17 protein-coding genes and 4 pseudogenes are annotated in these 24717 nt (G+C 67.4%); 13 read left to right on the top strand and 8 right to left on the bottom strand.

Annotated elements, in window-relative coordinates:
* Window positions 1-7 precede the first annotated feature (7 nt).
* Both AB5J53_RS05485 and AB5J53_RS05480 read left to right on the top strand, forming a co-directional pair.
* Complete coding sequence (locus tag AB5J53_RS05485) at window positions 8-463, top strand: IS5 family transposase (protein WP_369252927.1); 456 nt, start codon at window positions 8-10, stop codon at window positions 461-463.
* Window positions 423-629: pseudogene (locus AB5J53_RS05480) on the top strand (transposase); the annotation flags it as partial. The gene AB5J53_RS05485 and the pseudogene AB5J53_RS05480, both read left to right, overlap by 41 nt.
* Here AB5J53_RS05480 and AB5J53_RS05475 read toward each other — a convergent pair.
* The 4 genes and pseudogenes from AB5J53_RS05475 to AB5J53_RS05460 all read right to left on the bottom strand — a co-directional run bounded on the left by AB5J53_RS05475 (window position 601) and on the right by AB5J53_RS05460 (window position 2565).
* Window positions 601-939 (bottom strand): ankyrin repeat domain-containing protein, encoded by a 339-nt coding sequence (locus AB5J53_RS05475; protein ID WP_369243649.1) that lies wholly within the window; start codon window positions 937-939, stop codon window positions 601-603. The pseudogene AB5J53_RS05480 and the gene AB5J53_RS05475 overlap by 29 nt on opposite strands.
* Before the next feature lie 292 nt (window positions 940-1231).
* Window positions 1232-1779 (bottom strand): annotated as a pseudogene (locus AB5J53_RS05470) (transposase).
* On the bottom strand, window positions 1776-2315 hold the full coding sequence (locus AB5J53_RS05465) for a transposase (protein ID WP_369243776.1): 540 nt from the start codon (window positions 2313-2315) through the stop codon (window positions 1776-1778). Before AB5J53_RS05465 ends, AB5J53_RS05470 begins: the two are co-directional and overlap by 4 nt.
* Before the next feature lie 61 nt (window positions 2316-2376).
* On the bottom strand, window positions 2377-2565 hold the full coding sequence (locus tag AB5J53_RS05460) for a hypothetical protein (RefSeq protein ID WP_369244480.1): 189 nt from the start codon (window positions 2563-2565) through the stop codon (window positions 2377-2379).
* A gap of 199 nt (window positions 2566-2764) precedes the next feature.
* Between AB5J53_RS05460 and AB5J53_RS05455 the strand changes: the two are divergent.
* The 6 genes and pseudogenes from AB5J53_RS05455 to AB5J53_RS05430 all read left to right on the top strand — a co-directional run.
* Window positions 2765-3421 (top strand): annotated as a pseudogene (locus AB5J53_RS05455) (DUF2255 family protein); the annotation flags it as partial.
* A 63-nt stretch (window positions 3422-3484) separates the two neighbouring features.
* Window positions 3485-3628, top strand: coding sequence for a hypothetical protein (locus AB5J53_RS05450; RefSeq protein ID WP_369252951.1), 144 nt, complete (start codon window positions 3485-3487; stop codon window positions 3626-3628).
* A gap of 263 nt (window positions 3629-3891) precedes the next feature.
* Window positions 3892-4557: a hypothetical protein gene (locus tag AB5J53_RS05445; RefSeq protein WP_369244479.1), complete on the top strand. Its 666-nt coding sequence runs from the start codon at window positions 3892-3894 to the stop codon at window positions 4555-4557.
* Window positions 4554-5588 carry a hypothetical protein gene (locus tag AB5J53_RS05440; RefSeq protein ID WP_369244478.1) on the top strand — a complete coding sequence of 345 codons (1035 nt, stop codon included), beginning with the start codon at window positions 4554-4556 and terminating at the stop codon, window positions 5586-5588. Before AB5J53_RS05445 ends, AB5J53_RS05440 begins: the two co-directional genes overlap by 4 nt.
* Before the next feature lie 464 nt (window positions 5589-6052).
* On the top strand, window positions 6053-6616 hold the full coding sequence (locus AB5J53_RS05435; protein ID WP_369244477.1) for a winged helix-turn-helix domain-containing protein: 564 nt from the start codon (window positions 6053-6055) through the stop codon (window positions 6614-6616).
* Window positions 6613-7218: a transposase gene (locus AB5J53_RS05430; protein WP_369252062.1), complete on the top strand. Its 606-nt coding sequence runs from the start codon at window positions 6613-6615 to the stop codon at window positions 7216-7218. The genes AB5J53_RS05435 and AB5J53_RS05430 overlap by 4 nt, the downstream gene beginning before the upstream one ends.
* On the opposite strand, the gene AB5J53_RS05425 is transcribed toward AB5J53_RS05430, so the two are convergent.
* Together AB5J53_RS05425 and AB5J53_RS05420 are read right to left on the bottom strand one after the other, a co-directional pair.
* Complete coding sequence (locus AB5J53_RS05425; protein ID WP_369244476.1) at window positions 7211-7591, bottom strand: hypothetical protein; 381 nt, start codon at window positions 7589-7591, stop codon at window positions 7211-7213. The two genes, AB5J53_RS05430 and AB5J53_RS05425, sit on opposite strands and share 8 nt — an antisense overlap.
* Window positions 7588-14799, bottom strand: coding sequence for a polymorphic toxin-type HINT domain-containing protein (locus tag AB5J53_RS05420; protein WP_369252060.1), 7212 nt, complete (start codon window positions 14797-14799; stop codon window positions 7588-7590). Before AB5J53_RS05420 ends, AB5J53_RS05425 begins: the two co-directional genes overlap by 4 nt.
* Window positions 14800-15334: 535 nt before the next feature.
* On the opposite strand from AB5J53_RS05420, the gene AB5J53_RS05415 reads away from it, so the two are divergent.
* Window positions 15335-18823 carry a DNRLRE domain-containing protein gene (locus AB5J53_RS05415; RefSeq protein WP_369244475.1) on the top strand — a complete coding sequence of 1163 codons (3489 nt, stop codon included), beginning with the start codon at window positions 15335-15337 and terminating at the stop codon, window positions 18821-18823.
* A gap of 369 nt (window positions 18824-19192) precedes the next feature.
* A complete protein-coding gene (locus AB5J53_RS05410) occupies window positions 19193-19684 on the top strand; it encodes a transposase (protein ID WP_369244474.1) in 492 nt (163 codons plus the stop codon).
* A gap of 11 nt (window positions 19685-19695) precedes the next feature.
* Here the strand turns inward: AB5J53_RS05410 and AB5J53_RS05405 are convergent, their stop codons facing one another.
* A complete protein-coding gene (locus AB5J53_RS05405; protein ID WP_369244473.1) occupies window positions 19696-20139 on the bottom strand; it encodes a hypothetical protein in 444 nt (147 codons plus the stop codon).
* A 166-nt stretch (window positions 20140-20305) separates the two neighbouring features.
* On the opposite strand from AB5J53_RS05405, the gene AB5J53_RS05400 reads away from it, so the two are divergent.
* Window positions 20306-21478: a hypothetical protein gene (locus tag AB5J53_RS05400; RefSeq protein ID WP_369244472.1), complete on the top strand. Its 1173-nt coding sequence runs from the start codon at window positions 20306-20308 to the stop codon at window positions 21476-21478.
* A 30-nt stretch (window positions 21479-21508) separates the two neighbouring features.
* Here the strand turns inward: AB5J53_RS05400 and AB5J53_RS05395 are convergent, their stop codons facing one another.
* On the bottom strand, window positions 21509-22255 hold the full coding sequence (locus tag AB5J53_RS05395; protein WP_369252058.1) for an ATP-dependent DNA ligase: 747 nt from the start codon (window positions 22253-22255) through the stop codon (window positions 21509-21511).
* On the opposite strand from AB5J53_RS05395, the pseudogene AB5J53_RS05390 reads away from it, so the two are divergent.
* Window positions 22139-23649 (top strand): annotated as a pseudogene (locus tag AB5J53_RS05390) (OB-fold nucleic acid binding domain-containing protein); the annotation flags it as partial. The gene AB5J53_RS05395 and the pseudogene AB5J53_RS05390 overlap by 117 nt on opposite strands.
* Window positions 23646-24626, top strand: coding sequence for an ImpB/MucB/SamB family protein (locus AB5J53_RS05385; protein WP_369244471.1), 981 nt, complete (start codon window positions 23646-23648; stop codon window positions 24624-24626). The pseudogene AB5J53_RS05390 and the gene AB5J53_RS05385, both read left to right, overlap by 4 nt.
* Window positions 24627-24717: the final 91 nt, after the last annotated feature.

The raw sequence follows: 24717 nt of genomic DNA, 5'->3' as shown, positions 1-24717 counted from the left end.
GATCCACTTGATCACGGAACGGACCGGCCTGCCCCTGTCCGTCGGCATCTCGGGCGCCAACACGCACGACAGCCAGGCGCTGATTCCCCTGGTACAGGGCATCCCTCCGATCCGCTCCCGCCGGGGACGCCGACGCCGCAGGCCCGACAAACTTCACGCCGACAAGGGCTACGACTACGCCCACCTGCGGCGATGGTTATCCAGCCGAGGCATCCGGCATCGCATCGCCCGCAAGGGCATCGAGACCTCACAACGACTTGGCCGCCACCGCTGGACCGTCGAACGCACCATGTCCTGGCTCGCCGGATGCCGCCGACTCCACCGCCGCTACGAACGCAAAGCCGACCACTTCCTAGCCTTCACCAGCATCGCCTGCACCCTCATCTGCTACCGCAGACTCACCAATGAGATGACGTCTAAGCAGCCGCGGCATCAGGCACCGCATCGCCCGCAAAGGAGTTGAGACCTCCCAGCGATTGGGACGTCACCGTTGGACGATCGAACGCACCATGTCCTGGCTCGCCGGCTGCCGCCGCCTCCACCGTCGTTATGAGCGCAAGGCCGAGCATTTCCTCGCCTTCACGAGTATCGCCTGCACGCTCATCTGTTACCGGCGGCTCGGCCGCTGATGTGGGCCCGCAGTAGCTTCATCGCCAGGTCGTGGCCGTAGTACTCGGCCACGTCCATGGGGGTGCGACCGTCTGGGTCGGCGAGCTCCGGGTCAGCCCCGAAGGCCAGCAGCACAGCAGTGGTGTGCACGGTCAACGGTTTGCCGCTCTGCAGGGAGCCGTCGCCCTCGGCATCGATCGCGTGCGTCAACAGCGTCATGTTGCTGAAGACCTCATCGGGATCGGTGCCGTCGGCCAGCATCTGGGCCAGGGTTTCCGCATCCTCGTGCTCGACCGCGTGATGCGCAGGTGTTGTCCAGAAGTTGCTCACCACGACATTCAACCGCCGCCACAGCACGTCTGCCAGCGACTATCGACGCCACTCGTCACCAATTGAGATGGCGTCTAAGGTGACCCGTGCGTATGACGGCTCTACGTCACGCTACGGAAGCCCTCATCGGCCAAGATCATCCCGTGGCGGCTTTTGGGCTCACCTTGGCTGGACATAGCTACGGCGAACAGACAGCGCTGCGTGACTGCCAGGAATGATGGTGGTGTCCGCGGGTGGCCAGGCCTCGCTGAGCGGGGATGCAAAGACAGCCCACCCAGCGCCATGCCGTGGATTACTGACGTTGTCGCTGTGATGTCGTCAAGGTGAGGCCGGTTTCGGCGAGGCATCCGTCGATGCGCTTGCTGCGGTACTGAATCTGCGGAGACCGTGCCGAAGCGTGCTGATGAGGTGGTCGGGGTCGGTGAAGGCGGTGTTGGTCTGGCTGCTGCGCCGCAGCAGGGACCAGATGCCCTCGACGGGGTTGAGGTCGGGTGCGTAGGCCGGCAGAAAGTAGCAGGTGATCCAGTCGTGGGTGTCGATGAACTCCCGTAATCGGCGGTCTTTGTGGACGTTGAGGTTGTCCCACACCAGCACGATCGGTGCGCCGAGTTGCCGGTGGGCGGCGATGAGCAGGTCGCGATAGTCGGTCCAGGTGAAACTGCGTCTGCCACCGCGTTTGTGATCGAGATGCCGTTTGGGCCGGTAGATCAGCCGTGAGTGTTCGCCCTGCTTGTAGCAGGCGAGCGCGGCAACGGAGAAGCGGCGCTGGGAGCGTCCCCGGACCCGGATGACGGGTGTGTGGCCGCGTCGGGCCCAGGTCCGTGCGGTGGGCGGCGTCATCGAGAACCCGGCTTCGTCTTCGAAGCACAGCCAGGCGTCGAGCGCCGCCACGGCCCTTCCACCTGCGGCCAGGTCTCCTTCACCCAGCCCGCCACGGCCTCCTCGTCGCGCTCGATGGCTCGGCGGGCTGGGACCTGGTGACTGAAGCCGTGCCGGTGCAGCATCCGCGCGATCGCCGACAGCGTCATGCTTTTGTGGAACCGGCGCCCGATCAGCGTCTTGATCCGCGCCAGCGTCCACGTCTGGTCCGGCCAGCCATGGGCGACCGGCCCTTTGGCCAGCTCCTGCTCGAGCACGGCGAACAGCTTCTCGCTCAGCTTGGGCAGCGATACCGGTCCGGCAGACCGCAGCCCCTCCGCGCCGGCGTCGTGCCAGGCCCGGCGCCAGCGCTGCACCGAGCGCACACTCACCCGTAATTCCTTGGCGACCTCGGCGGTGGAGGCACCGACTGCGAAGCGCTCCGCGGCCTCCAGCCGGATCCGCTCGCGAAACGCCTGCCGTTCAGGCGTCAGCCCACCACCCTGCGGATATCTCACACAACCGGCATACCGCGACGATCACACATCGTCATCCCTCAACGACATCACGCCGCAAAAGTCAGTAGTACCGGGTCTGCACCCACAGCACGATCAGGCTGACCGCGCCGCTGCCGACGCCGTAGGCCATGCCGCGGACGACGTGCTGGCGGATCTGCCACTCTCGAATCCGCCGACGAAGCCGAGCCGTGCGGCTCTCCGGCTCGTCGGGCGTGTTGCCGGGGTCCTCCGTCTTGCTACCGTCGCTCATGACGGATCTCCTTCATCGGTGGGATTCGGTCCGCCGCCAGGGCCCCCGGCCCGATGCCCGGTCAGGCTCAGCCGGGCCGAGGAGCCCTGCAGCGCGGTGGGCCAGCGGCCCGATGTGATGACGATGAAGGATTGACGGTTAGCGCCGCAAGTCGTTGTTTGCGCAGGTCAGTTGAGGGTGGCCTAGGCCGTCCGTAGCTATGTTCGCTCTGCTGGTCGGGCAACACTGGAGTCAGTGGCCAAGGTTGATTCTCAACTTTGATGGTCTGGCGGTGGCTTCGTCGGCGTGCTCAGCCGGTGAGCGTAGGAGTTTTACGTCCGTGGACCGTCAGTCCGAGGGGGCCCCGGTGTGGGCGATCGTGCCAGCGGCCGACGGAGCCGGAATGCCCTGCTACACGAGGACAGGGCCGGGAAGGTGTTTCGATCGAAACACTTCCTGCACTCGCGTTCGGATCGGGCGAGCGTGTCCACGAAGTGGTTCGGCCGAACCAGTTTCTGTACTCCCGCCCGGGGCGACGCACCGCAGCATGGGGTACACCGCCGACCGCCTAGACGTCCCATGGCTCACGATCTTGTTTCGATCGAAACGAAACGCCCGCTCGACTCGGCTCGACCGACCCGAAGCCGGCGCCTGCCAGACATGGCCAACATGCCTGACACCCCCTCGGATATGGGGTCCCGCCACGGCCAGCCACCGCGCCCGCATCGACTGCGGCGGTATCGCCACGGACGTCACACTCACAGAGAGCGGCGACGACAGTGCGCTCAATGACCGCATCGACGCCGCATACCGGTCCAAGTACGCCCGTTACAGCGACTATGTGCCACCCTTGACGGCCGAAGGCGCCCGTGCCACCACCCTCCAGCTCACCCCCCACACGCGACTGAGCTGCCTGCGTCTTCGACAGCCCCGCCCGGGCATGGCACACCGTGCTCGCCGGCCCCGGTCCCCGGCCGTGGACCGGCAGGTGCTGCTCGCCCGGCCCGGCGGCGGGTTCAGGGCCGCCCGCATCGACCTCGAGGGCGAGCCCGGCACGGGGTGGCCGTGGAAGGGCCGGCACTGAGACGACGGCCTCCGTCCCGTCCTGGGTGCGGGACGAACTCGCGCGCAGCCGCGACATTGAAGACCGGGTCCGCGCCGAACTGGACGAACTGACGATAAAGGCCCGTAGTTCCTGGCAGACGGCGCCCGGCAAGTGGGCGGGACAAGCAGCACGGGGCGCCTGTGCGTTCCGTGCTCCCCTCATGCGCCCTTGCGAACAACCCGTCATCGCGTCACTCTCTCGTTCCTGACGACGCTTCAGGATTGCCGAGTAGCATGGCGCCCATGACCGAGTTGTTCGCGTTCATCGACGACGCCATGTCCAGCTCGCACGACCCGGAAAAGATCATCGTGACGGTATGCGAAGATGGCTGGCTGCGCGAGCATCTGACGGCAGCGACGAAGGACAGAGCGCACCTTTCCGACACACTGTGCTATCGGCATCCCAACGGTTTCTACAAAATGAAGCTGCTTTCTCCGGGCGCCGACTCCTGGGCCCTGCGAGTTCACATCTGGGACGGCCCCGTGGCGCAATCCGATGTGCACGACCACCGATGGGACTTCTCCTCGTACATCCTGTCCGGCCAGTTGCTGGAAACGCAGTTCGCCCTTGACCGCGACGCCGGTACGACGCCCGTCTTCGAATTGGCGAAGGGTGCGTCATCGGGCGAGTACCGGTACATGCCCGACGGAGTGGGACGCCTGAGTGAGACGTCCCGCACCCGGCGCACTCCGGGCGAGTCGTACACCCTCGACCACCGTGTCCTGCACCGCGCCGATCCCGCGGGTGGATACCCCGTCATCACGGCCGTTCTGCAGGGCAGAGACGTGCGGCGCACCACCACGGTCGTCCCCGCCGCCGAGCGCACCGAGTCGACCACGGTCACCCGGCTCGGCTCCGAAGACGTCATGGATCTCATGGAATGGGTGGCAGAAAGGCTGGTCGCATGACCACTTCCGCTTCCGGTGGTATCGACGGCGTCCGAATATTCGCCAAGTACGCGCGGTTATGGGCCGTCATCGTGATGCTGGCGTCCACTGTGGTGGGAGTTCTCCTCACGATGTGGGGCGTCTTCTTCGACCTGGACGAGGACCTCTCGACCGCGCTCGCGGCGATCGGGGAATCTGTCATCGCCTCGGTCCTCGTCTATGTGATGGTGTCGCTGTTTCTCGATCCCATACGACAGCGACTGCAGGCCCAGGAACTCGCCGGCTATGCCATCGACGTCGCTCATTCCCAGTTCCAAGAGCGTTTCGAAGCCTCTTTGCCTAGTGGGGTCTTCGAGTCGGCCGATGTGCCGAAACTGGCTTTCCGTGAGGCCTTCGAGGCACTGCTCGTCACGTCCACGCGGTACGACAGCAAGGGCTCGGCCGCCGAGTTCGCCACCTTTCGTCTGGCCCAAGGCAGTCAGAAACGTGTCTTTCGCCGGCTGGAGATCAGACTGTGCATCCTCGATCCGCGCGCCGAGGAATGCCTGCGGGCCCATGTGATCATGCGTCAGCGCGAACAACGCGGCACCAGAACGCCGGATTCCATCGAGGAGGGCATCGAGGCTCTACGGCGGCAGGTCTTCATCTCACTCACTGCCCTGCACGATCTGCGCGCGTCCCTCCCGACCCACGTCTACCTCCACCGTGACCTGCCATTCTTCCGGTGCGAGATGTTCGACGGCGGCATGTTCCTCACGTACAACCTCGACGGCACGGAGTACCCCGAGAACCTGCAATTCTCGTCGCAGACCCGCCCCTACCGCGCGTACCACACGAGTCTCGACATGACGCGGTGGTTCACCTCGAAGGAGATCCACTTCGGCTCGCACTCGGCACTCGGCGTCGACTCGGATCCACGCTTCCTCGACCTGCTGGAGGAACTGGGCTGCCAGACACCGCTGGACGAACTGCGCACGCACCGGGACGAGCGATTCCGGCGATTCCGCGCGCAGTTGCGGGAGGCGGGGATCGATGAGGGAGACATTTTCTGACGGCCAAAGGTCGGCTCGGGCTCCAAGAGTTCCGAGGGTCCTCAGGGCGCCGGGTGCTCGCCGTCAGCACCTATCCCCGGCTCCCGCTCGGGCGGCTGATGCAAAGTGACGAGGTTGCGCACACGACCAGGATGCGGGACTCCTCGACACGCGAGCTCACCAGTGTCAGTCCCAGGTAGCCGAAGAGCCCATGGTGCGTCTGGTCTGTGGCACGGAAGCGGGCGGAACCTGGAGCCGATACGTCCCCGGCGACCACGGCCGAACCTAATCCGCCCGGAGAACCACTGGTCATCCCTCCCACCACGGCTCCACGCCCTGCACGGCGACGAACTCGTGGAAGTCCATGTTGCCGATCTCCAGGTTGCACGCCATCGTCACTCGGGTCAACGTCGCCTGACACCTACTGACCTTTCCGTTCAGTTGTCGGGGCTGACATTGCTAGATCCCTGCGGTACGCCGTGGCCATGAGATATGCGCAGGGCGGTGGTCTCACTCCGCAGGGTCAGGCCGTGCGGGAGGGGGTGCGCATGCTGGCCGTCGATGGCTTTGCGCGGGGTGAGAAGAACACGGTGATCGCGAGAGAACTGCGGGTCAGTGTCCGGTCGGTGGAGCGGTGGAGCGGTGGAGCGGTGGAGCGGTGGCGCCGGTCATGGCGTGAGGGAGGGCGGCAGGCCGTGCGCCCTTCGGGGCTGGCCAAACGGCCGAAGGTCGGCGACAGTGACGTCGCCGTGCTCGAGCCACTGTTGCTGGAAGGCGCGATGGCTCAGGGCTGGGCGGATGAGCGGTGGACGCTCTCGCGGGTGCGGCTGCTGATTGCAGACCAGTTGGGAGTGTCGTTGTCGATCCGCGGAGTGTGGGAGCTGTTGCGGCGGCACGGCTGGTCGTGCCAGCAGCCTGCCCGGCGGGCGGTCGAGCGGGACGATGCGGCGGTGTCCGGATGGGTGAAGGAGACGTGGCCGCGGGCAAAGCCATCGCGGCGGCGCTCGGGGCATGGCTGGTCTTCGAGGACGAAGCCGCTGTCTCGATGACGTCGCACCGGGCACGCACCTGGGCGCCCAGAGGGAGCACGCCTGTGGTTCGGTTCAACGGCGCTTCCCGCGGCCGCATCTCGATGGCCGCGCTGGTGTGCTTCAAGGCCGGCGAACGCAGCCGTCTGATCTACCGTCCTCGCATCCAGGGCCATCACCGAGGTGCCCAGCGTGGCTTCACTTGGCAGGACTACCGTGATCTTCTCGTGCGGGCTCACCTTCAGCTCGGCGGTCCCGTCGTGGTGATCTGGGACATCCTGAATGTGCATCGCTGCAGTCGATTACGTGAGTACGCGGCGGCGCATGACTGGCTCACCATCGTCCAGTTGCCCAGCTATGCGCCCGATCTCAATCCGGTCGAAGGCATCTGGTCGTTGCTCCGGCGCAGCACTACCGCCAACGTCGTCTTCCGCGACCGCGACCACCTTGTCCAAGCCGTCCGCAGCGGCCTGCGCCGCATCCAACAACGCACCGACCTGCAACGAGCCGCCACCCGACGGCCCTCGTCCACTGACGTTGCCGTCAACTACTGCCGTCACCCCACGCTGAAGCACCGCCAGGCGCTGCCTGACGGTACTTCAGATTTGCGGTCGCTTACATAATCTCAAGCGACACGCTTGCGATCGCAGCTAGCACACTGACTTGAACTGGCCCTTCCGCTCGGAACCAGATCAACGCCGGGAGCGACGATGAGCGGATCAGTTCGAGAGCCAGTCCTTCAGGCCAAGGTGAATCGCTCGGCTCCAGAAGTGTTGCCGTCACCTGATCCAGCGGCGCGTCACCAGGGCCCGGAGGCCGCTCAATCGAGCAAAAGTAGACGTCACGAAAAGCGAGCGTCATATCCGGCTTCTCGGGCCCCCAGCGGAGCCCTATCTCCAGCGCATCGACGTCGTCGATGCGCTCTAGCGAGAGGCGGTCCAGGAAGTACCCCTGGCAATCTGGGGCGACTCCGAGAAACGTCTGAAGTGAGCTCACCGGATCACCATCTCTCCCGTGGAATGCTCCTGCGTAACCTGCCCATCCGGACCGTACCTCTGACGGTAGTTCTTTTGGTTCGGACCAGGATCAATCGAGGGGCCGAGCCTCTGTACTTCGCCGTTCGGCCTGATCCAGATCTGGCTACCGTCAGGGTGGTCATAGCGGCGATATCCACCCTTGGTCTCCGACGCGAACGAGAAGCCTTGCCCAAACATGTCCAGCTCGGCGTCGGCCAAACTCTTCCCGTGAAGGTTGGAGATACCGGTGACACCACATGCTCCATTGCTGTTGTGAACCAGGACCGGCGTGTCCCCAGCCAGCACATAGTACGTATGGAGGCCGTCGACGGTGAGGTTGTAGGTCCGTGCGCGGTGGGTGAAGGGGTGGTTTCCGGTGATGATGACGGTGTGGCCGTCGTCGGTGCGCAGGGTCATGCCGGGTTTGAGGCTGCCTGCTGGTATCCAGTCGTGCTGGGAGGGGGACCAGAAGGGGTGTTCGTGTGTGGCGGTGAGCTTTTCGATGCCGTCCTTTGTGGCGATGGACAGTTCGCTGAAGTACTTGTCGCCCTCGGTCCTGATGAGGCGTGTGACCTTCCGGGGGCCGGTCTTACCGGTCTCGGGGTCGGTGGCAAAGACCTTGTCGCCGAGTTTGATGTCTTCGATGTTCTTGGTGGAGCCGTCGGCCATGAGGACGTCGGTGCCGGCGAGGAAGCACTTGCAGGGGATTGTCCGCCCCGAGGCACTCCGGAGTCTCCCGGGCGCCCGGCTGCCGCCCCCCAGAACGCTGTTGCCGAGGCCGGGCAGTCCGCTGGCTATCACAGCGTCTGCGATGAGGGCCGGGTTGACCCAGTATTTGCCGCCGTGGCAGCTCTTGGGGCAGGCGCGCATTTTGGCGACCATGCGGGCCTGGGCTCGGGGGTCGGTATTGTCCGCTCGTGGGGCTGCGCAGTCGTAGGAGAGGCCGTCGCAGGTCTTTGCCATCTCGTCGCGGATTTCTGCGGCGATCGAGTCGATCTGCTTGTGGTGGGCGGGCAGGTAGATGCCCGGGTAGATGGTGAGGTACCACTCGTTGTTGAGGCGTACGAGCTGGTTGGAGTCGCCGTGGGCTGCGGCGGGGAGGTCTCCGGTGTATCCGGCTCCGCTGTAGTGGTCGCCTCCGACTCCGCCTGCGTGCTTGGGGGCGGTGGTCACGTACTCCTTGTCGCCGCCGTTGGAGCCGGTGCCGCCGATCGGGTAGCCGATGCCGCAGGCGTCCGCCATGCACAGGCCGGAGGGGTCGGAGTGTGAGACCGGGTTGTTGTTGGAGTAGGTGTAGCCGTTCATCTGCAGCGGGTCTGCGAGGTCGATGACCGGGTCGGCTGACAGGAACCGGCCGGAGTTTTGGTCGTACTCGCGGGCTCCGAGGTGGGTCAGGCCGGTGGCGGCGTCGTCGATGCCCACGCCGAGATAGCTGCGCTTGTTGGGCCAGCTGGCCGGCTTGGCTCCGCGTATCTCGCCGTACGGCTTGAAGGCCCGGCGCGTGACCGGCTGGCCGGTGGACAGGTCGACGGATGTGTTCGCCGTGCCGACGTGGTCGGCGATCAGGACGCTGAGTTTGTGGCCTGTTGTCGCGCCGTTGGTGGTGGTGCGGACGACGGTGGGCGCGCCGGGCTGGGTGTAGGAGCGCGAGGCGCGGGTGATCGTGCCGGTGGCGTTGGTGGTCAGTTCTGTCTCGCCCAGATACAGGGTCGAGCCGGAGGCCGAGTTTTCCAGGATGCGGTTGCCGTCGGCGTCGTAGACGTAGGCCGTCTTCTTGCCGTCGTCGGTGATCGAGTCGAGCTTGTCTTCAGACGTCCAGACGAGGTTCTGGGTGGTGTTGGACAGGTCGCGGACGGTGGTGTTGCCGCTGTCGTCGTAGGTGTAGGCGCTGCCCTTGCCGGAGGGACTGGAACTGATCGAGGTGGCCGTGTGCGGCTGCTTCGTGTACGTCGGGGTCGTGCCGTTGCCGGTGACGGTCTTGCCGTATCGGTAGGTGAAGGTGACGTTCTTCGTCGGATCGGCCGTGTCGTGCTCGGTCGCCGTGGCCCGGTTGCCGAGCCAGTCGAAGGTGAACGACTGGCGGTAGGCCGTTGCCCCCGTCGAGACGGTCCCCGCGTCGGGCGCCGCGGCCGCAAGCGTCGACGTCAGCGAGGTGTTGGGGCTCGTCGCGTCGGCCGCTTCGTCCGAGGCCTCGGCCACAGGACCTGACGAGGCCGCGTAGGAGGTGCGGTGACCCCATGTGGTGCCATTCGCGGCCTTGCAGCCCGTGCCGCTTCCATCAGGCGTGGTCTTCGACGTCCAGGCGTGCACCAGCTCGCCCATCGCGTCGTAGGTGAAGCACTGGTTGTCCCAGGTGCTGTCTGCCGGGTCGCCGAGCTGACGGGCGTTGGAGGTGATCGTGCCGGAGGTGTCGTAGGAGTAGTAGCTGTCGGTGATGCGGTGCGGGCCGGACGTCTCGCGGTCCGCCACCGTGCGCTGGAGCCGGCCGGTGTGCGGGTCGACGAAGTTGGTCGTCCAGACGCGGTTGGGCTGCGAGCCGGAGACCGTGCGCAGCGGCTCACCGTAGGGTGAGTAGGTGGCGTCAGCTGTGTACCAGGCCTGGCCGGAGGTCGACTCCGGCAGGCCGTCCCCGTTGTAGCGGGTGACAACCTTCTCGCTCGCCAGGCCGCCCGTGGCAGGCAGTGTGACCGACTGCTGCGCGCCCGTGGGCGTGTAGGTGTAGGCGTAGGAATAGGTGCCGGCCACGCCGGTGGTCATGGAGTTGGCCGGGATGACCGTCTCGCTGCCGGTGGCGCGGTACTCGGTGTCGTAGCCGGTGACACGGTTGATGTAGTCGCCGTTCGCGGTGTGCCGGATCGAAGCCACCGGCTGCCCGACCGCGCCCGGCAGGGTGTCGTAGGTGTACTCCTTGACCGGGGTCGCGGTCGCGGAGCCCTGTCTCACCTTCAGGACACGTCCCAGATCGTCGTACTCGGTGAAGGTCTCCTGCTGACGCGCGTTCCTGACACGAGTGGGGCGGTCCGCGTCGTCGTACCAGGTGTCCGTGGTGCCGGCGTCGGGGTCGGTTGCGGACGTCACCCGGCCGCGAGCGTCGTAGGTGTACGACCAGACGTTCCCGGAAGGGTCGGTGACCTTGGTCCGGTAGCCCCTCGCGTCGTACTCGTACGTCGTGGTACGCCCGGCACTCGCGTCCGAATCCGTCGTGGTGTAGTGCTTGACGGACGTGACCCGCCCGAGCGCGTCGAACGACGTCAGTGTCGTCGGGGCCGTCGACCCCGGCGGGTTCACCCAGGTGCTGGTGTCGTTGTAGTCGGTGTACGTCGCGTACTTGTAGTCGCCGTCGTGGTAGACCGACGAGCGGACCTCGCGCTCCAGCCCGTCGTAGCGGTGTTTGATCCAACTGGGGATCAGCGACTTCGACTTGGGGGCGAACAGCTCTGTGCTCGGCTCACCCTTGGCCAGGTAGGCGCTGGTCTCCTGGTCGACCAGGCCGTGGTCGTCGTACGTGGTGTCCGTGATGACCCGGCCGGGACCGTGGGCCTCGGACTGGGTCTGCACCGGACGCGTCAGACCGTCGTACAGGGTGACCTGGCGGGCGTAGGAGCCGTCGTCCTTGAGCGTCTTCACGGTCACCGCGGCCGGACGGTTCTCCTTGGGCGTGGCGATCGCCGTCTGGTAGGCGATCTCGACGTTCGGCGACTTGCCACCCGAGGAACGCGACGCGGAGAAGCCCTTCACCAGGCGTCCCAGCGCGTCGTACTCGCTGCGTGTCACGCGGCTGTTGGGGTCGGTGACGGTCAGGGGCAGGTCACGGCCGGGGTCGTAGGTGGTGGTGGTTGCCCGCCCCTTGGCATCGATGGTCTTGACCGAGGTGACCGGGCCGCCCGCGTCACCCGGGGTGTACTGCTTCTCGGTGGTTGCAAGGCCCGGTGCCGTCACGGTGCGTACCCGGCCCAGCGGGTCGTACGTCGTGGTCATGACGACGGAGTATGAGGTGCCGGCACCGTTGATCTGGCCCGCCGAGGTGACCAGTCCCTTGGTCGGTGTCGCGCCGTAGGCGAGTTTGTCGTAGGTGTTCTGCGCCGCGGACTTGAGCTTGGTGGCGGGGTCCGCCGTGTCATAGCCGGCGCACGACGTGGCCGTGGTGCGCTGTTCCTTGGGCAGGCCGATCAGCCAGGCCGTGGTGTTGTGCACGTACGACGTCTTGGTGCAGGACTGGTCGGAGAGGGTTTCGCCGGTGCCGTTGGGCTTGACGACAGCCGTCTCCACCTCGATGGGCAGCCCGTACATGTCATCGACGGTGGTCAGCGTGCGCACGGCGCGCCAGCTCGTGTCGACCCACTGGATCTGGTCGCTCCGCTTGACGCCCACCCGGTGGGCCAGAAGCGGGTCTCCCGCGGTGCCGTCTTCGTTCTCGCGGGAGCGGGAGGCGGTCTGCTTGGACCAGGGGAAGGTGAGGCCTTGCTTGAGGATCTTGCCGTCGGAGTCGCGGTAGGTGATGGTCTCCGCGGTCATGCCGGCGTACTGCGGCGCGTCGTCCGCGAGCAGAGTGTAGGCGCCGGTGGAGTCCTTGACCGCGCCGCCTACGCCCTGGAAGTAGCGGGTCACGGAGTACGACTGGGACTGCGGGACACCTTCCTCGGAGGCGGATTTGCTGCCCTTGATGGCTGTGACCTGCCGGTAGCCGTGCCAGTCGCTGTAGGTGCGCAGCGCGGGACGCATGAACTCGTCGTCGCTCTTGGCCCAGGCCGCGTCCTTGTACTTGTACTTGGTGAAGACCGGTTTTCCGTGTGAGGTGACCTTGTCGGTCTCGGTGACGGAGTCGACGACGTACTTGTTGAACCAGGCCTTCGCCGGGGTCTTCTCGTCGCCGTCGGGTGACCAGCGGACCGGGTAGCAGGTGCCGTTGCTCTTGCCCTTGTCCTCAGCGGGTTCGGCCGCGCAGCCGCCGGTGTACTCGATCTCGATGTCCCCGCCGTACTCGGTGGAGACCGTGCCGATGCGGGGGCGGGTGAAGCCGGGGCGCTGGTCGCTCTTGCCGTTGAGCACCAGATTCGGCAGCTGCCTGTCCTTCAGCCGGGTGCGCAGGGGGGAGTCGGCGCCGACGGTGTAGCGCGCGAAGCTGATGCCGTCCGCGGACTGCAGCGTGCCGGTAGTGTCACCGGGCGCGTATCCGGTGCGGGTGATCGAGTTGAGCCACAGGCCGGGTGAGGTGTCGTACCAGTCCTCGGGGAAGGACTGGTGAAGCGTGTACCGGTCGACGAGGCCCAGACCGGTCTGCCCGGCGCGGGCTGCCTTTGACGTCACGGTGTCCAGGCGCATCTGCGTCCAGAACGACGGGAACGGCGCGCACAGCTTGGAGGTGGACTTGCAGTTGAGGTTGCCGGGGGTGTCCCACCAGGGGCGGTAGGCGCCCGGGTCGTCGGTCTTGGCGAAGTTGGCGGCGTCGCAGGCCGTCTCGGACTTCAGGCATCGCTGCTTGGCCCCGAAGTCGACGGTGGCGGACGGCTTGGTCAGGTCCGAGCGCATGCCGTACTCGATGGTGGTCGGGTACGCGTTGCGGTCGTACTGCTCGGGCGACTTGAACTTCTTCTTCACCGAGTAGTAGTTCGTCTCCTGCTTCCAGTTGACGACCATCGCGTTGCCGTGCACGTCAACGACCTTGTCCAGGCCCCAGTACCAGGCCTGCTGCTTGCCGGAGCCGCAGCGAGAGTCGGCGAAAGTATCGGCGTGGCAGGGCTCGCCGGGATGGTTGCCGAAGACGGGAACGGTGGAGACCGAGTGGGTGTCGGCGTGACCGCCGCCGACGCTGTTCAGGCCGTAGAAGTACTGGGTGCCGTCCGTGGTGGTGACGATCCAGTACTCGCCGTTGTTGTCGTCGTTGCTCCCGCCGACCCGGTGCTCCACCCTGGTTCCGTCGTCCTGCTGGGGCCGGTAAATCTCGGTGTCTTCCTCCGGCTTGCTGCCGGACGCGGCGTCCCGCACCAGTTCGGTGGTCCGGCCGGCCAGCGACATCACCGCGTTGTACGACACCCAGCACAGGTCGGACGTCTTGTCCTTCTTGGCCGTGTTGTTGGGAGTCCCGGCGTTGAGTGCTTTGCGGTCGTCCTTGCAGGTGCGGTAGCGGCGCTCGATGTGCCCGGGGTCGTAGGACCAGCCCTCGCCGATCCACGAGGCCTGCGGCGAGGAGACCGCCGTACGGCCGTCCACGGTCTGTGAGTTGTACTCGAACGAGATCTTGGGCGCCGGCCCCGCAGGCGGGGGCGGCATCATCAGCGGATAGGACCAGCTGAACGCGCCCGAGGAGCCTCCGGCCGCCCACTTGCCGTCAGAGGCGAGCGGTGTCGCCTTGAACGAGCCGCCCGCACTGCCACCGGAGTCGACCGCACCGACGACCGCTGCGCCGCCGGCGGCCGCGGGGGTCGCTGAGGCGGATGTCCGGTAGGCCGCCTGTGCCACGCCGGAGCTCTTGGCACCCGATGACGCCGCAGAAGCCGGAGTCACTGTGTCGTCGGCTGCCGGGTCGACGGTAGCCGTGAGGGACTGCGACGCAGGGTCGTTGACCGTCTCCAGTTCCTCGTACGTCTGGCACGCCTCGTCGTCCGGCGTGGTCAGGTAGCAGTCGGGGAACTGCACGAACCGCAGGCGTGAGGCCCAGTCGGCGCCGTAGAGGCTCTTGAACTTGGAGTAGTCCAGCTTGACGGAGACCGGGACCGAGCCGGTGGCAGGGGGCTGGACCACCAGGACGGAGCCGTCCACCCCCTGGCTCACCGGCGAGGTGCGGTCCGGGATGGTGACCTGCCAGGTACCGCTCGGGGCGGGCTGGTCGGGGGCTTGGCCGAGGCTGACGGGCAGGGTGCCGACGGGAGACAGGGCGGCTGGGCTGGCGGTGGTGGAGGCTGTGCGGGCCGAAGCCGTCGTCGTGGTCGAGCCGAAGGTGACAGAGCCCGTCAGGTTGGAGGGCGGAGTCGTCGTCCCCGTGGGGGCTGTGAGCAGGTCCTGGGGGACCTCGGCCTTCAGCGTGCCGAGGTGCCTGCTGAACACCTTGCCGGGCACCGGCAGATCACGTCCGAGGTCCTCGAGATTCAGCGTCTCGCGCCCCGTCTCCGCCGTCGCCGGATCCGGAGGCAGCGCCAGCGACTGCGCGGGCAGCAGTCCCACCAGCAATGCGGCTGCCGTGACGGGCACGGCTGCGCGCGCGATGCGGCGCTTACGGACGTGCGGAAGTCCACCGAACACGGCGAGGTCCCCCCGAACCACTTGGAGCGGGACCGGTGAAGGACCACGCATGACGATGTATCAGACAGCGAAGATTCTGTGATCACTCTGTGAGGAAACGCCAGACATGGGGAGGTTGTGTGATGATCATCACGGAACGTAACGCATTGCTACGCAACGAATAGGCCTGAATGCGGGACAACCCTTCACGGGGTGTCGGTCCGCCCTTTGATGCCCTTTGGTGTGTGCATGAACTTCTCCCGACATATCGTCAGGCACTTCGGGCTGGTTGGGGCAGCACTGCCCCTTTTGAAAATTGACGACTCATCAACTTTCGTGCACTGTCAACGGCCCATTTCCTGCTCACGGAACGCCGACCGCGGTCACGCCCGCCATATGCGCGAATTCCGCACAGGATGACGACAGCTCCTCCATAGGTCATCATCGGCAGGCCCGGCAGCGCTCTGTCACGCGCCGGTTCCATGGGGGAAGGGGAACTCGCCCGATGACGCGCAACTGGCGCCGCATGCCTGGCCGCCGGACCACTGCGGCACTACTCGCCACCGCAGTCGCCACGACCGGCATCGTCTACGCAGGGCTCCGGCTGGACAGCGACGCCAAGGGCAGCGACGCCGGACGCGACCGAAGCGCGAGGACCGTCACCGAAACCGCAGCCATCAACCAGGCGGCCAGGACCGGAAAGCCCGTCGAGGTCACCTCCGCGCGCACCGCACACTCCACCACCTGGGCGCGCCCCGACGGCCTCATGATGAAGCAGCTGTACTCGTCGCCGATCCGGGCCAAGGTGGGCGGCGAGTGGAAGAAGATCGACCCGAACCTGCACCGCACCAAGGACGGCTGGGAACCGGCAGTCACCAACACCCGCATGGTGTTCTCAGCCGGCTCCGCGGCACACGGTCAGCAGCGTGCGTCCCGTTCGACCACACGCCGGGTCTCCCTCCTCAAGGGTGCGGCCGCAGCCGACACGGGGACCCCGCTGGTCACCCTCCATGTCGGCGATGGCGCCTACGACATCCAGCTCACCTGGCCCGGCGCGGTCCCTGCACCCATCATCGACGGCAACCGCGCCCTGTACCCGGAGATCTTCCCGGGCGGCGACCTGGTGCTCACCGCCGACGATGACGGCTTCGGGCAGCTCATCGTGCTGAAGAACCGCCAGGCGGCTTCCGACCCGCATGTGCAGCAGCTGGTCTACGGTCTGCACTCCGCCGAGCTCACCTTCCGCCTGGACCCTGCCTCCGGCATCATCAGCGCCGAAAACCCCTACGGCGAAGAGGTCGCGGTCTCGCCCACACCGCTGATGTGGGACAGCAGCGGCTCCCCGGCCGACACCGACGGCGTTGTGGGCGAAACCGCCCAGCCGACCGAGTCCGAGTCCCCGGATCCTTCGGACTCCGCCGAGCCAGACCCCAGCGACACCCCGACCGCCACGGCAGAAGACCCCGTCGAATCCGACGAGCAGAGCGACACCGACGTCGAGGCGTTGCCCTCCGCGAGCGACGGCCCCGAGCCGACGGTCTCGGAGTCTCCGCTGCCGTCCGCGCCTGCAGAGCCGACCCCGGAGCCCTCACAGACCGGCTCAGCGGCCACGCTGAGCCTGCCCTCACTCGACGGTCCTTCTCCCGACTCGCACGGTGACCTCGTTGAGACCGATCTGTCCGCGGGACAGTGGACGATCACCCCAGGTCAGGACTTCCTGACCGACCCGGCCACCACCTACCCGGTATTCATCGACCCCTCGGTCAAGAAGCACACCCAGAACTGGACCACCGCCTACGACCGACACCCCAGGGCGACCTTCTACAACGGCAAGGGCTTCAACAGGGGAGGGACCCACGAGGCCCGCGTCGGCTTCGAGTCCGACACCTGGGGCACCTCCCGCTCGTTCTTCAACATCACCTTCGACAAGGACCTGAAGGGCACCAAAATCACCAGCGCGAAGCTGCGGATGCTGGAGACCTATTCCTGGTCCTGCAGCGACCGCTCGATGAGCGTGCACCTCACCAGCGAGATCAACTCGCACACCAACTGGAAGAACGCACCCAAGCTCCACGACGGCAACAAACTCGCCAGCAAGAGTTTCGCGCACGGCTGGAAGGCATCCAGATGCCGCGACGCGTATGAAGCCTTCGACGTGAAGAAGGGTGCCCAGAAGACCGCCGACGAGGGCGACGACACCATCACCTTCGGACTGCGCGCCCGCGACGAACACTCCCAGTACGCATGGAAGAAGTTCCAGGCCAACGGCGACAACGCGCCCGTCCTCGAACTCGTCTACAACCGCAAGCCCGCGATCGTCCCCAACTCCCTGGACCTCGGCCCGGACGGCAAGTGCACCACCACGAAGCAGTACGTCCGCATGGGCTCGGGCGACCTGACCTTCACCGCCAAGGCCACGGACAAGGACAAGAACCTCAACTACCTCGACTTCGACCTCTGGCCCACCGGCCAGTGGGACACCACCGGCGACCTGCTCAAATCGACCGGCAAGGTATCCGTCGGCGGTGACACCGACACGGCACTGAAAACGACGAACGGCTTCTCCACCAGCGGGCTCAAGAACGGCACCACCTACTCCTGGCGGGTACGCGCGGTCGACGACGCCGGAAGTTCGTCGGCCTACTACCCGGCCAAGACGCCTTGCCGCTTCGTTCTGGACACGGCAGCGCCCCGGCCGCCCAAGGTCAGCTCCACCGACTTCCCCAACGCCGACGGCGACGAGAACGGCTTCGGCAGCGGCGCCGAGGACGCCATCTGGAGCACCAAGAAGTTCGGCACACTCGGCTCCTTCACCTTCCGCGCCCTCAACACGGACGTCGTGCGCTACGAGTACGGCTTCAACTCCCCCAGCTACACAGGCCAGATCACGCGCATGGCCGGCACGGCCACCAGCGTCAGCGCCACCATCACCGACGCCAAGCCCCCCACTGCCGGACCCAACGTGCTCTACGTCCGCACCGTCGACGGCGCGGGCAACCCCTCGGAACCGACCAGGTACTTCTTCTACGTCACCCCCCGCGACCAGGCCGACGCGCCCGGCGACTTCACGGGAGACAAACTGCCCGACCTCATGGTCGTCACCGAGGGCGGCAACCTGGCTCTCTACCCCTCCCAGGCCAGCAAGGACGACCTGAACAAGGGAACCGGCGACCTGGACTACTCCATGCCGGGCGCCTACCGGGCCAACCCCGAAAAGGACCCCAACGGCGACGACCTGCCGCCCTATGTCGCCGCGCCCTCAGGCCACTTCAAGGGCGCCCTCATCACGCACAACGGCGACATCACCGGCGGCGACGGCCTCCAGGACCTCGTCGTCCGCCTCGACGGCAAACTCTGGGTCTACCCCGGAGACGGCTACGGCGCCGTCAACACCGACAAACGCCAGGAGATCCTCCTGCCCGCGGGCGCACCCAGCCCCGACAGCCTCACCCAGATCGTGGCAGCAGGCGACATCACCGGCGACGGCCGCATCGACTTCCTGGCCACCGTCAAGAACGCAGGCGGCACCGACGACGAACTGTGGGCGCTCACCGGCTACCACGGCGCCACCATCGACCAGGCCATCCGCCTGTCCGCCTCCGCCTGGAAGGACCGGGACATCGTCACCGCCCAGGACGTCTCAGGCGACGCAATCGCCGACCTCATATACCGCACCGACGTCTCCGGGCGCCTGTTGCTGCGCAAGGGCATCGCCGCCTCCAGCGGCGGCGTCGACCTCAACTCGCTGGCATCCGCCGCCAACTCCTCCGGCGGCGTCGACACCGAGTACGGCTCCTCCGGCTGGTACAGCAGCAGCGTCCCCCTCCTCATCGGAACCCCCGACGCCAACGGAGACACCGTCCCCGACATCTGGGCCATCCGCTCCGACGGATCCGTACGCTTCCACCCCGGCAGCAAGACTGCCCTCACCGGCACCGGAACCGAAATCATCACCGCCAAGGACTACTGGCAGACCCGCATCGCCATCGGGTGAGCTCCCGCCAGCACGCCGTTGGGCCACTGCCCCCGGGCAGGGGCCCAACGGCGTGCTGGCCCGGACCACCGTTCCTAACGGTGTGCCCCTGCGCCGACTGCGAAGGGTGCCCCAGTGCGGCCGCGGAAGGGCCCGGGTGGCTCTGAAACGACTCTCGAGCTCACGCCACGACCGCATTCGGCGGCGAGCCCGCCGCGGGCCGTGACTACGCGCGTGCTCATCTGCCCGAGAACGACGCGCTGTGTGGTGCGCTGCGTGCTGGATGAACTGGCCGTCAGGTGGCCCTACATCGTCAGCCATCCCACCGCGTCGTCCGGGCGTTAGCGCACTTCCCGCCGAGTGCGCAGCTCCTTGTGAAAGGCTGGGAGCATGATGGGCGGACCGTCCGAGAAAGCGGAACTCGACTACAGCCGCGGACCCGAGAAAGCCCGGGTCTACGGGGCCTTACGCGTCCGGGACGGCCAGCAGATCACCATGGCCGCTTCCTCCCGCAACAGCGTCTTCTACCAGCAGTTCCTGCAACAGATCGAAGACGCCAACCCGACCGGCGAGCTCTGGATCGTCACCGACAACCTGTCCAGTCACAACAGCCTGTCCACCCGGACTTGGCTCGAAGACCATCCCCGCATCCACCACGCCTTCATCCCCGTCGGCGCGTGCTGGCTCAACCTGCAGGAAGGCTGGTGGCGCATCTTCCGCAAAGCCACCCTCGCCGGCCGCTCATTCGCCAACCGCGACGACATCGAACACGCCACCACCCTTGCAACCAGCCAGCTCAACTCCCCTGCCAACCCCTGGATCTGGGGCAGACCTGCACCGCCAACCCGCCGACTACGGCGCCGATATGTGTACACCGTTTGAGGAACCCAGCACTAGTTACAGCGAGGCGGCCACAGCCATGACTCACGCTGGCGCCCCGGACGCGGCTTCCAGTGGACTTCACCTGCGTCATCGTCGCAGTTCCACGTCTCCAGGACGTTCGCACGGATCAGCTGGTCGAAGAGGTCGTCCAACTGGGGCTGCGACAGGCCGCACAGGCGAGTGAGGTGTTCGGCATCGGCACATCCGGCGTCGGGCTCTGTGTGCGCGGCGAGCACGAGAGCGGTCAGCTGTATCGCTGGCGGTGCGGTTCGGGTAACGGCCATGGGGGTTGGGTGCAGTGCCCAGTGCGCGGCTCGTGCCCGGCCCGTCCGGCCGGGCGCTGGCGCGAGGGTCGCCGCATCGAGCAGTTGTGCTTCCACGCCTCCCTGCCCCTTGTTCATGCCCGCCGGCAGGTAGCGCAGCCAGCCAGCGTGTTCCAGTTCCTGCCAGGGCATGGCGTGACCACCGAGGCGCATTCCGCGCAGGAGTCCGCCCGGCAGGTGTACCTGTCCGTGGCCGTCGGCGCGCAGTGCGCACTGCAGCGCGAGCAGCCAATGACTGGACGAAGGTGGGGGGTCTCCAAAGCCGCGCGCACCCGATGCGCTCCGCTAGCGTCGCGCCATGGCCTCCCACAAGCCGCCCAGCGTCGCCGACCAGCAGCTCATCGAGCACGCGGCGCGTCACGGTTTCACCATCACCGTCAAGCAGCTCGCCGTCTGGCGGCGGGCCGGACTCCTGCCGGGGAACATCCCCGGCGGCGGCCTCGGCCGGGGCTGGGGCAGCACGTCCACGCCGACGCCAGAGGGCTTCGACCTGGTCGTCGCTCTCGCCCGCCTCGCTGGCCGGGGCAAGCGGCCAGCAGATCTGGCGCTGCTGCTGTTCGCCGAGGGCGTGCCGGTACCCGAAGCGACGGTCCGTGCCGCCTTCCGCGCCGCCGTGGACGCCGTCGCTCTTCCTGGCGAGGACGAACCTTCCTCCGACGACCTCGAGCTGGACGAGCGTCTCAACCAGCTGTCCAACGCCCTCGCCGACAGCGGCCAGACCGTCACCCTGGTCCCGGCCCGGGCACGCCGCATCGACGAGCGCATCGCCCGCATCCTCGGTGAACTGCCCGCCGAAATCGTGGACTTGGACCAGAACGCCGAGCCGTCGCAGTTCACCCCGCAGGACGCCACGCTGACCGCCGTGTCCGCGACGCTCGGCGGCTCCGTTCCCGTCCAGGACATCGGAGCCCTGCTGCGCGCCATGAGCCCGGGCATGCCCGTCCATCCCTTCGCCTCGCTCGTCGAGACCACCCAGGACGATGTCCCGGAGGCCGCGGACAGGGTCCTCGCAGAGGACGGCTCACTGGCCTTCCTCCCCGACGGTGACGCCCGTGATCTCCTCCGGGCGTTGGCCGACACGGCGTCGTTGGAAGACCTCGCCACCGGCTGGCGTACGGCGCAGCAGGTGCGTGAGTGGGCCCTCGACCTGTGCGAGCGGGTGGAGGGCGAGCTGGATGCCGGGCAGCTGGGCGAGGCCGTCACCCAGTGGGTGCACGGCAGGCAGTTGCTGTCCGGGCTCTCCGTCATCGAGACCCTGCGCGATCGCCGCTGGTCGCCATCGAAGGGCGCGTTTTCGGCGCTGATGCTGCTGTTCCAGTGCCAGATGTTCGTGATGCTCGACAGCCTGGTGCCCGGCTGCCAGTGGCACGTCCTGCAGATCCCGGCGGTGGTGCCGCCGCCCGTCCGCGACCTGATTCTCAGCAAGGTCGTCGGCCCGGAAGCGGCAGCGGCCGGAGAGGCCGCCGGCTGAACCCGTACCGGAGCTGCGGTGGGCCGACGGTCAGGTGCTGAAGAGCGGCAGCTGGTCGGGGGTGAGGTCATCGCGTACTCGGAGAAACTGCACCGGGTGACGGTAGCGGCCGTCGTCGACCGCGGTGTCCGCGAGGACCTCCACCACGACCTCGGGGTGCACGGGGTGGTACTCCAGCTCGCCGCGGGTGCCCCAGCCTGCGCTGAAGCGGCGCCCGCGCCAAGGGTGTTCGGGCCCGCCCAGGGGCAACTGCGCGCCGAGTTCCCGCCGTACGGCGGTGGCGAGCGGGGTGGTGCGGGCGATCAACCGGAGATGTCCGGACGCGTCATACCGGGCCAGCAAAAGAGTGCCCGGCGACGTCGCCGACCCGGTGACCCCGCCGACCACCGCTTCGGTCGTCGTACGGGCGCGCACCTTCACCCAGCCGCGCTTGCCCATGGCGTAGGCCTGTTCGGTCCCCTTCACCACGACGCCCTCGATGCCGACTGTGCCCCAGGCCGGGTCCAACCAGTCCACAGCGGTCGCCCGGTCCGTGGTGGCGGGGCACAAGGTGAACGGGGCGGTGAGCACATCGCGGGCGAAGAGGTCCTCGAGCACCGCGCGGCGCTCGCGGTACGGCCGGGCCACAAGTACCGCCCCGGCGACCTCCAGTACGTCGAACAGCCACGCGATCCGCAGGACGTCATCGCCGACATCAGTCTCTTCCGGCCCGGTCCGGTCGCGGGCGGCATGCCCGAGCGGTACTTCGCTGCCCGCCATGGCGGCAGGCCGTCGTATGCCCATCCGGATCTGGAGCCGGTCCTCGCCGACACCTACGGCGTGACCATCTGGCACGAGCAGATCATCGAGACCCTGTCAGTGATAACCGGCTGCGACCGTGCCTTCGCGGAGATCACCCGGCGGGCGCTCGGTGACAAGGAGCGACTGCCCCGGATCAAGGACTGGTTCCATGAGCGGGCACGCGCGCGTAGCTACAGCGCGGCCGTGCGGGACGAGGTCTGGAAGACCGTCGAGGCCTTCGGCGCGTACGGCTTCTGCCGCGCGCACGCGGTCGCCTTCGCCGTACCGGCTCTCCAGAGCGCCTGGCTCAAAGCGCACTACCCGGCGTTCCTGTTGGCGGGCCTGCTCGAACACGACCCCGGGATGTGGCCCAAGCGCGTGCTCGTCGCCGACGCCCGCCGGGGTGGTGTACAGGTCCTGCCCGTCGACATCAACCGCTCCCGGGTGCGGCACACCGTGGAGAAGGCCGACGGGGAGCAGTGGGGCGTGCGGTTGGCGTTGTCCGCGGTGCACGGCATCAGCGAGGACGAGTGCGCGCGGATCGAGGAGAGTCAGCCGTACGGATCGCTGTCGGACTTCCGGCAGCGGGCCCGTCCCAGCAGGCCGGTCGCCGAGCGCCTGGCGGAGATTGGCGCCCTGAACTGCCTGCACGACGGCCGGCTCACTCGGCGTGATCTGCTGCTCCAGATCACGGAGTTGCACCGGCAGTCCCGGACCAGGTCAGCGCACGAGGGGCAACTGCCCATCGCCGCGGGCGCCGTCGGCGGGGCGGAGCCGAGCGGGCTGCCGGAGATGACCGGGCGGGAAGCGCTGAGCGCCGAGCTGAGCACCTTGGCATCGATGTCTCCAAGCATCTGATGGAGCACCATCACCGGCTGCTGCGCGAGATCGGCGCCACCGATGCGGCGCATCTGGCCGGGATGCGTGCGGGGCAGCAGGTGCTCGTGGCGGGTGTGCGGGCCTCGACTCAGACGCCGCCGATCGCGAGCGGCAAGCGGATCATCTTCGTCACGCTGGAGGACGGGTCCGGGCTGGTCGACCTGGCTTTTTTCGAGGACTCCCACCCGGCCTGCGCGCACACCGTCTTCCACAGCGGGCTGCTGCTGGTGCGCGGCACGGTCCAGGTGCGCGGCACCCGCCGTACTGTCGTCGGCTCCATGGCCTGGGACCTGGACGAGATTGCCGCCGCCCGCCGGGACAACGGCCCCGAGGCCGCGCTCGCTCTCCTCGGTGAGAGCCGCCCGCACCCGACCCCCGCCCCGCCGCAGCGCACCCTGGTCGACGGCACCGCGGGCGCACGGCTGCATCCGTACGCCGACCTCCAGCCCGCCGGCACCCGTTCCGCCGACCTGAAGAAGTTCGGCCACCGAAGCCCCGGGAGCGCGGGATGAGCACACGTCAGCGGCACATCGCCCACCTCCATCTGCACGCTGGGCTGACCGAGGACCAGCTCGACGACGTGATCGAACTGATGTCTGGTATTACTCCTCACGTCCAAGCTGTCCCGCCCAACGCCGTCCAGCTCGACCTGACTTCGGCACTCAGATACTTCGATCTGTCCGCCTACCACGTCGTGCAACTGGGGAAGCTCAGGTTGAAGGCTCTCTATGGCATCGACAGCAGCGCAGGGCTTGCGGGCAATCGCATGCTGGCGGCCATGGCGGCCGACGCGTCCGCGCCGGGCGAGACCACCTGGGTCCCTGCCAATCACGTGGCCGACTGGCTGTACCCGCGGCCCGTCACCGCGCTGCCCGGAGTCGGGCGCACCGTGGCGGAAACGCTTCACAGATACGGCCTGCACACCATCGGCCAGATCACCGACCTGCCTTCGGTGGCCTTGCAGCGGCTCCTCGGCGTCGGCCAGGCGCGGCTGTTGGCCGAGCGCGCCCGCGGCCACGACCCTCGTCCGGTCGTCCCCGCAGAACCGGCAGCGCATCTGATCGCCGACCGCGTGCTGGAGCGGGACTGCCTCGACCCCGCACAGCACCACCGCGCAGTTCTGGGACTTGCCGACCAGATCGGCCAACGCCTGCGAGGCGAGAGCCAGATTGCCAGCCGACTCACCCTCACGGTGCGGTACGCCGACCGCAGCTCCACCACACGTACCCGCACCCTGCCGGAACCCACCAACCACTCGCCCGCCCTCGCCGCGGCTGTGCTGAGCCTGCTGGCCGGTCTCGGATTGCAGCGAGCGAGAGTACGCGCCTTCGTGATCCGCGCAGACAACCTGCTGCCAACTGGCAGGGCCTATCGCCAGCTCTCTTTGGACCCCAGCGATGCCCGTGCCCGCGCGGCTGAAGCCGCCGCAGACCGCGCCCGTCGGCGCTTCGGACCGGAGGCTGTACGTCCAGCCGCTCTGGCGAACTGACCGCTTGTACCAAGAACCACTGGTTTGGCGAAGGCGGTCATGTGAGGCATGGCGTTCCCGTCCCTGTCGGCTGGGTGTCGTCGCCCCGCTG

It is taken from the genome of Streptomyces sp. R41 (assembly GCF_041053055.1).
Lineage (GTDB): Bacteria > Actinomycetota > Actinomycetes > Streptomycetales > Streptomycetaceae > Streptomyces.
The sequence above is the reverse complement of the archived record's forward strand: the minus strand, read 5'-3'. Positions and strand labels throughout refer to the sequence as shown.

Bases quoted from the DNA above. Each gene is read 5' to 3' on its own strand.
- AB5J53_RS05440 (WP_369244478.1), top strand. From the start codon at position 4,554: ATGACCACTTCCGCTTCCGGTGGTATCGACGGCGTCCGAATATTCGCC.
- AB5J53_RS05460 (WP_369244480.1), bottom strand. From the start codon at position 2,565: ATGAGCGACGGTAGCAAGACGGAGGACCCCGGCAACACGCCCGACGAG.
- AB5J53_RS05405 (WP_369244473.1), bottom strand. From the start codon at position 20,139: ATGCCCTGGCAGGAACTGGAACACGCTGGCTGGCTGCGCTACCTGCCG.
- AB5J53_RS05435 (WP_369244477.1), top strand. From the start codon at position 6,053: ATGAGATATGCGCAGGGCGGTGGTCTCACTCCGCAGGGTCAGGCCGTG.
- AB5J53_RS05450 (WP_369252951.1), top strand. From the start codon at position 3,485: ATGGCACACCGTGCTCGCCGGCCCCGGTCCCCGGCCGTGGACCGGCAG.
- AB5J53_RS05445 (WP_369244479.1), top strand. From the start codon at position 3,892: ATGACCGAGTTGTTCGCGTTCATCGACGACGCCATGTCCAGCTCGCAC.
- AB5J53_RS05385 (WP_369244471.1), top strand. From the start codon at position 23,646: ATGAGCACACGTCAGCGGCACATCGCCCACCTCCATCTGCACGCTGGG.
- AB5J53_RS05400 (WP_369244472.1), top strand. From the start codon at position 20,306: ATGGCCTCCCACAAGCCGCCCAGCGTCGCCGACCAGCAGCTCATCGAG.
- AB5J53_RS05410 (WP_369244474.1), top strand. From the start codon at position 19,193: ATGATGGGCGGACCGTCCGAGAAAGCGGAACTCGACTACAGCCGCGGA.
- AB5J53_RS05430 (WP_369252062.1), top strand. From the start codon at position 6,613: ATGACGTCGCACCGGGCACGCACCTGGGCGCCCAGAGGGAGCACGCCT.
- AB5J53_RS05415 (WP_369244475.1), top strand. From the start codon at position 15,335: ATGACGCGCAACTGGCGCCGCATGCCTGGCCGCCGGACCACTGCGGCA.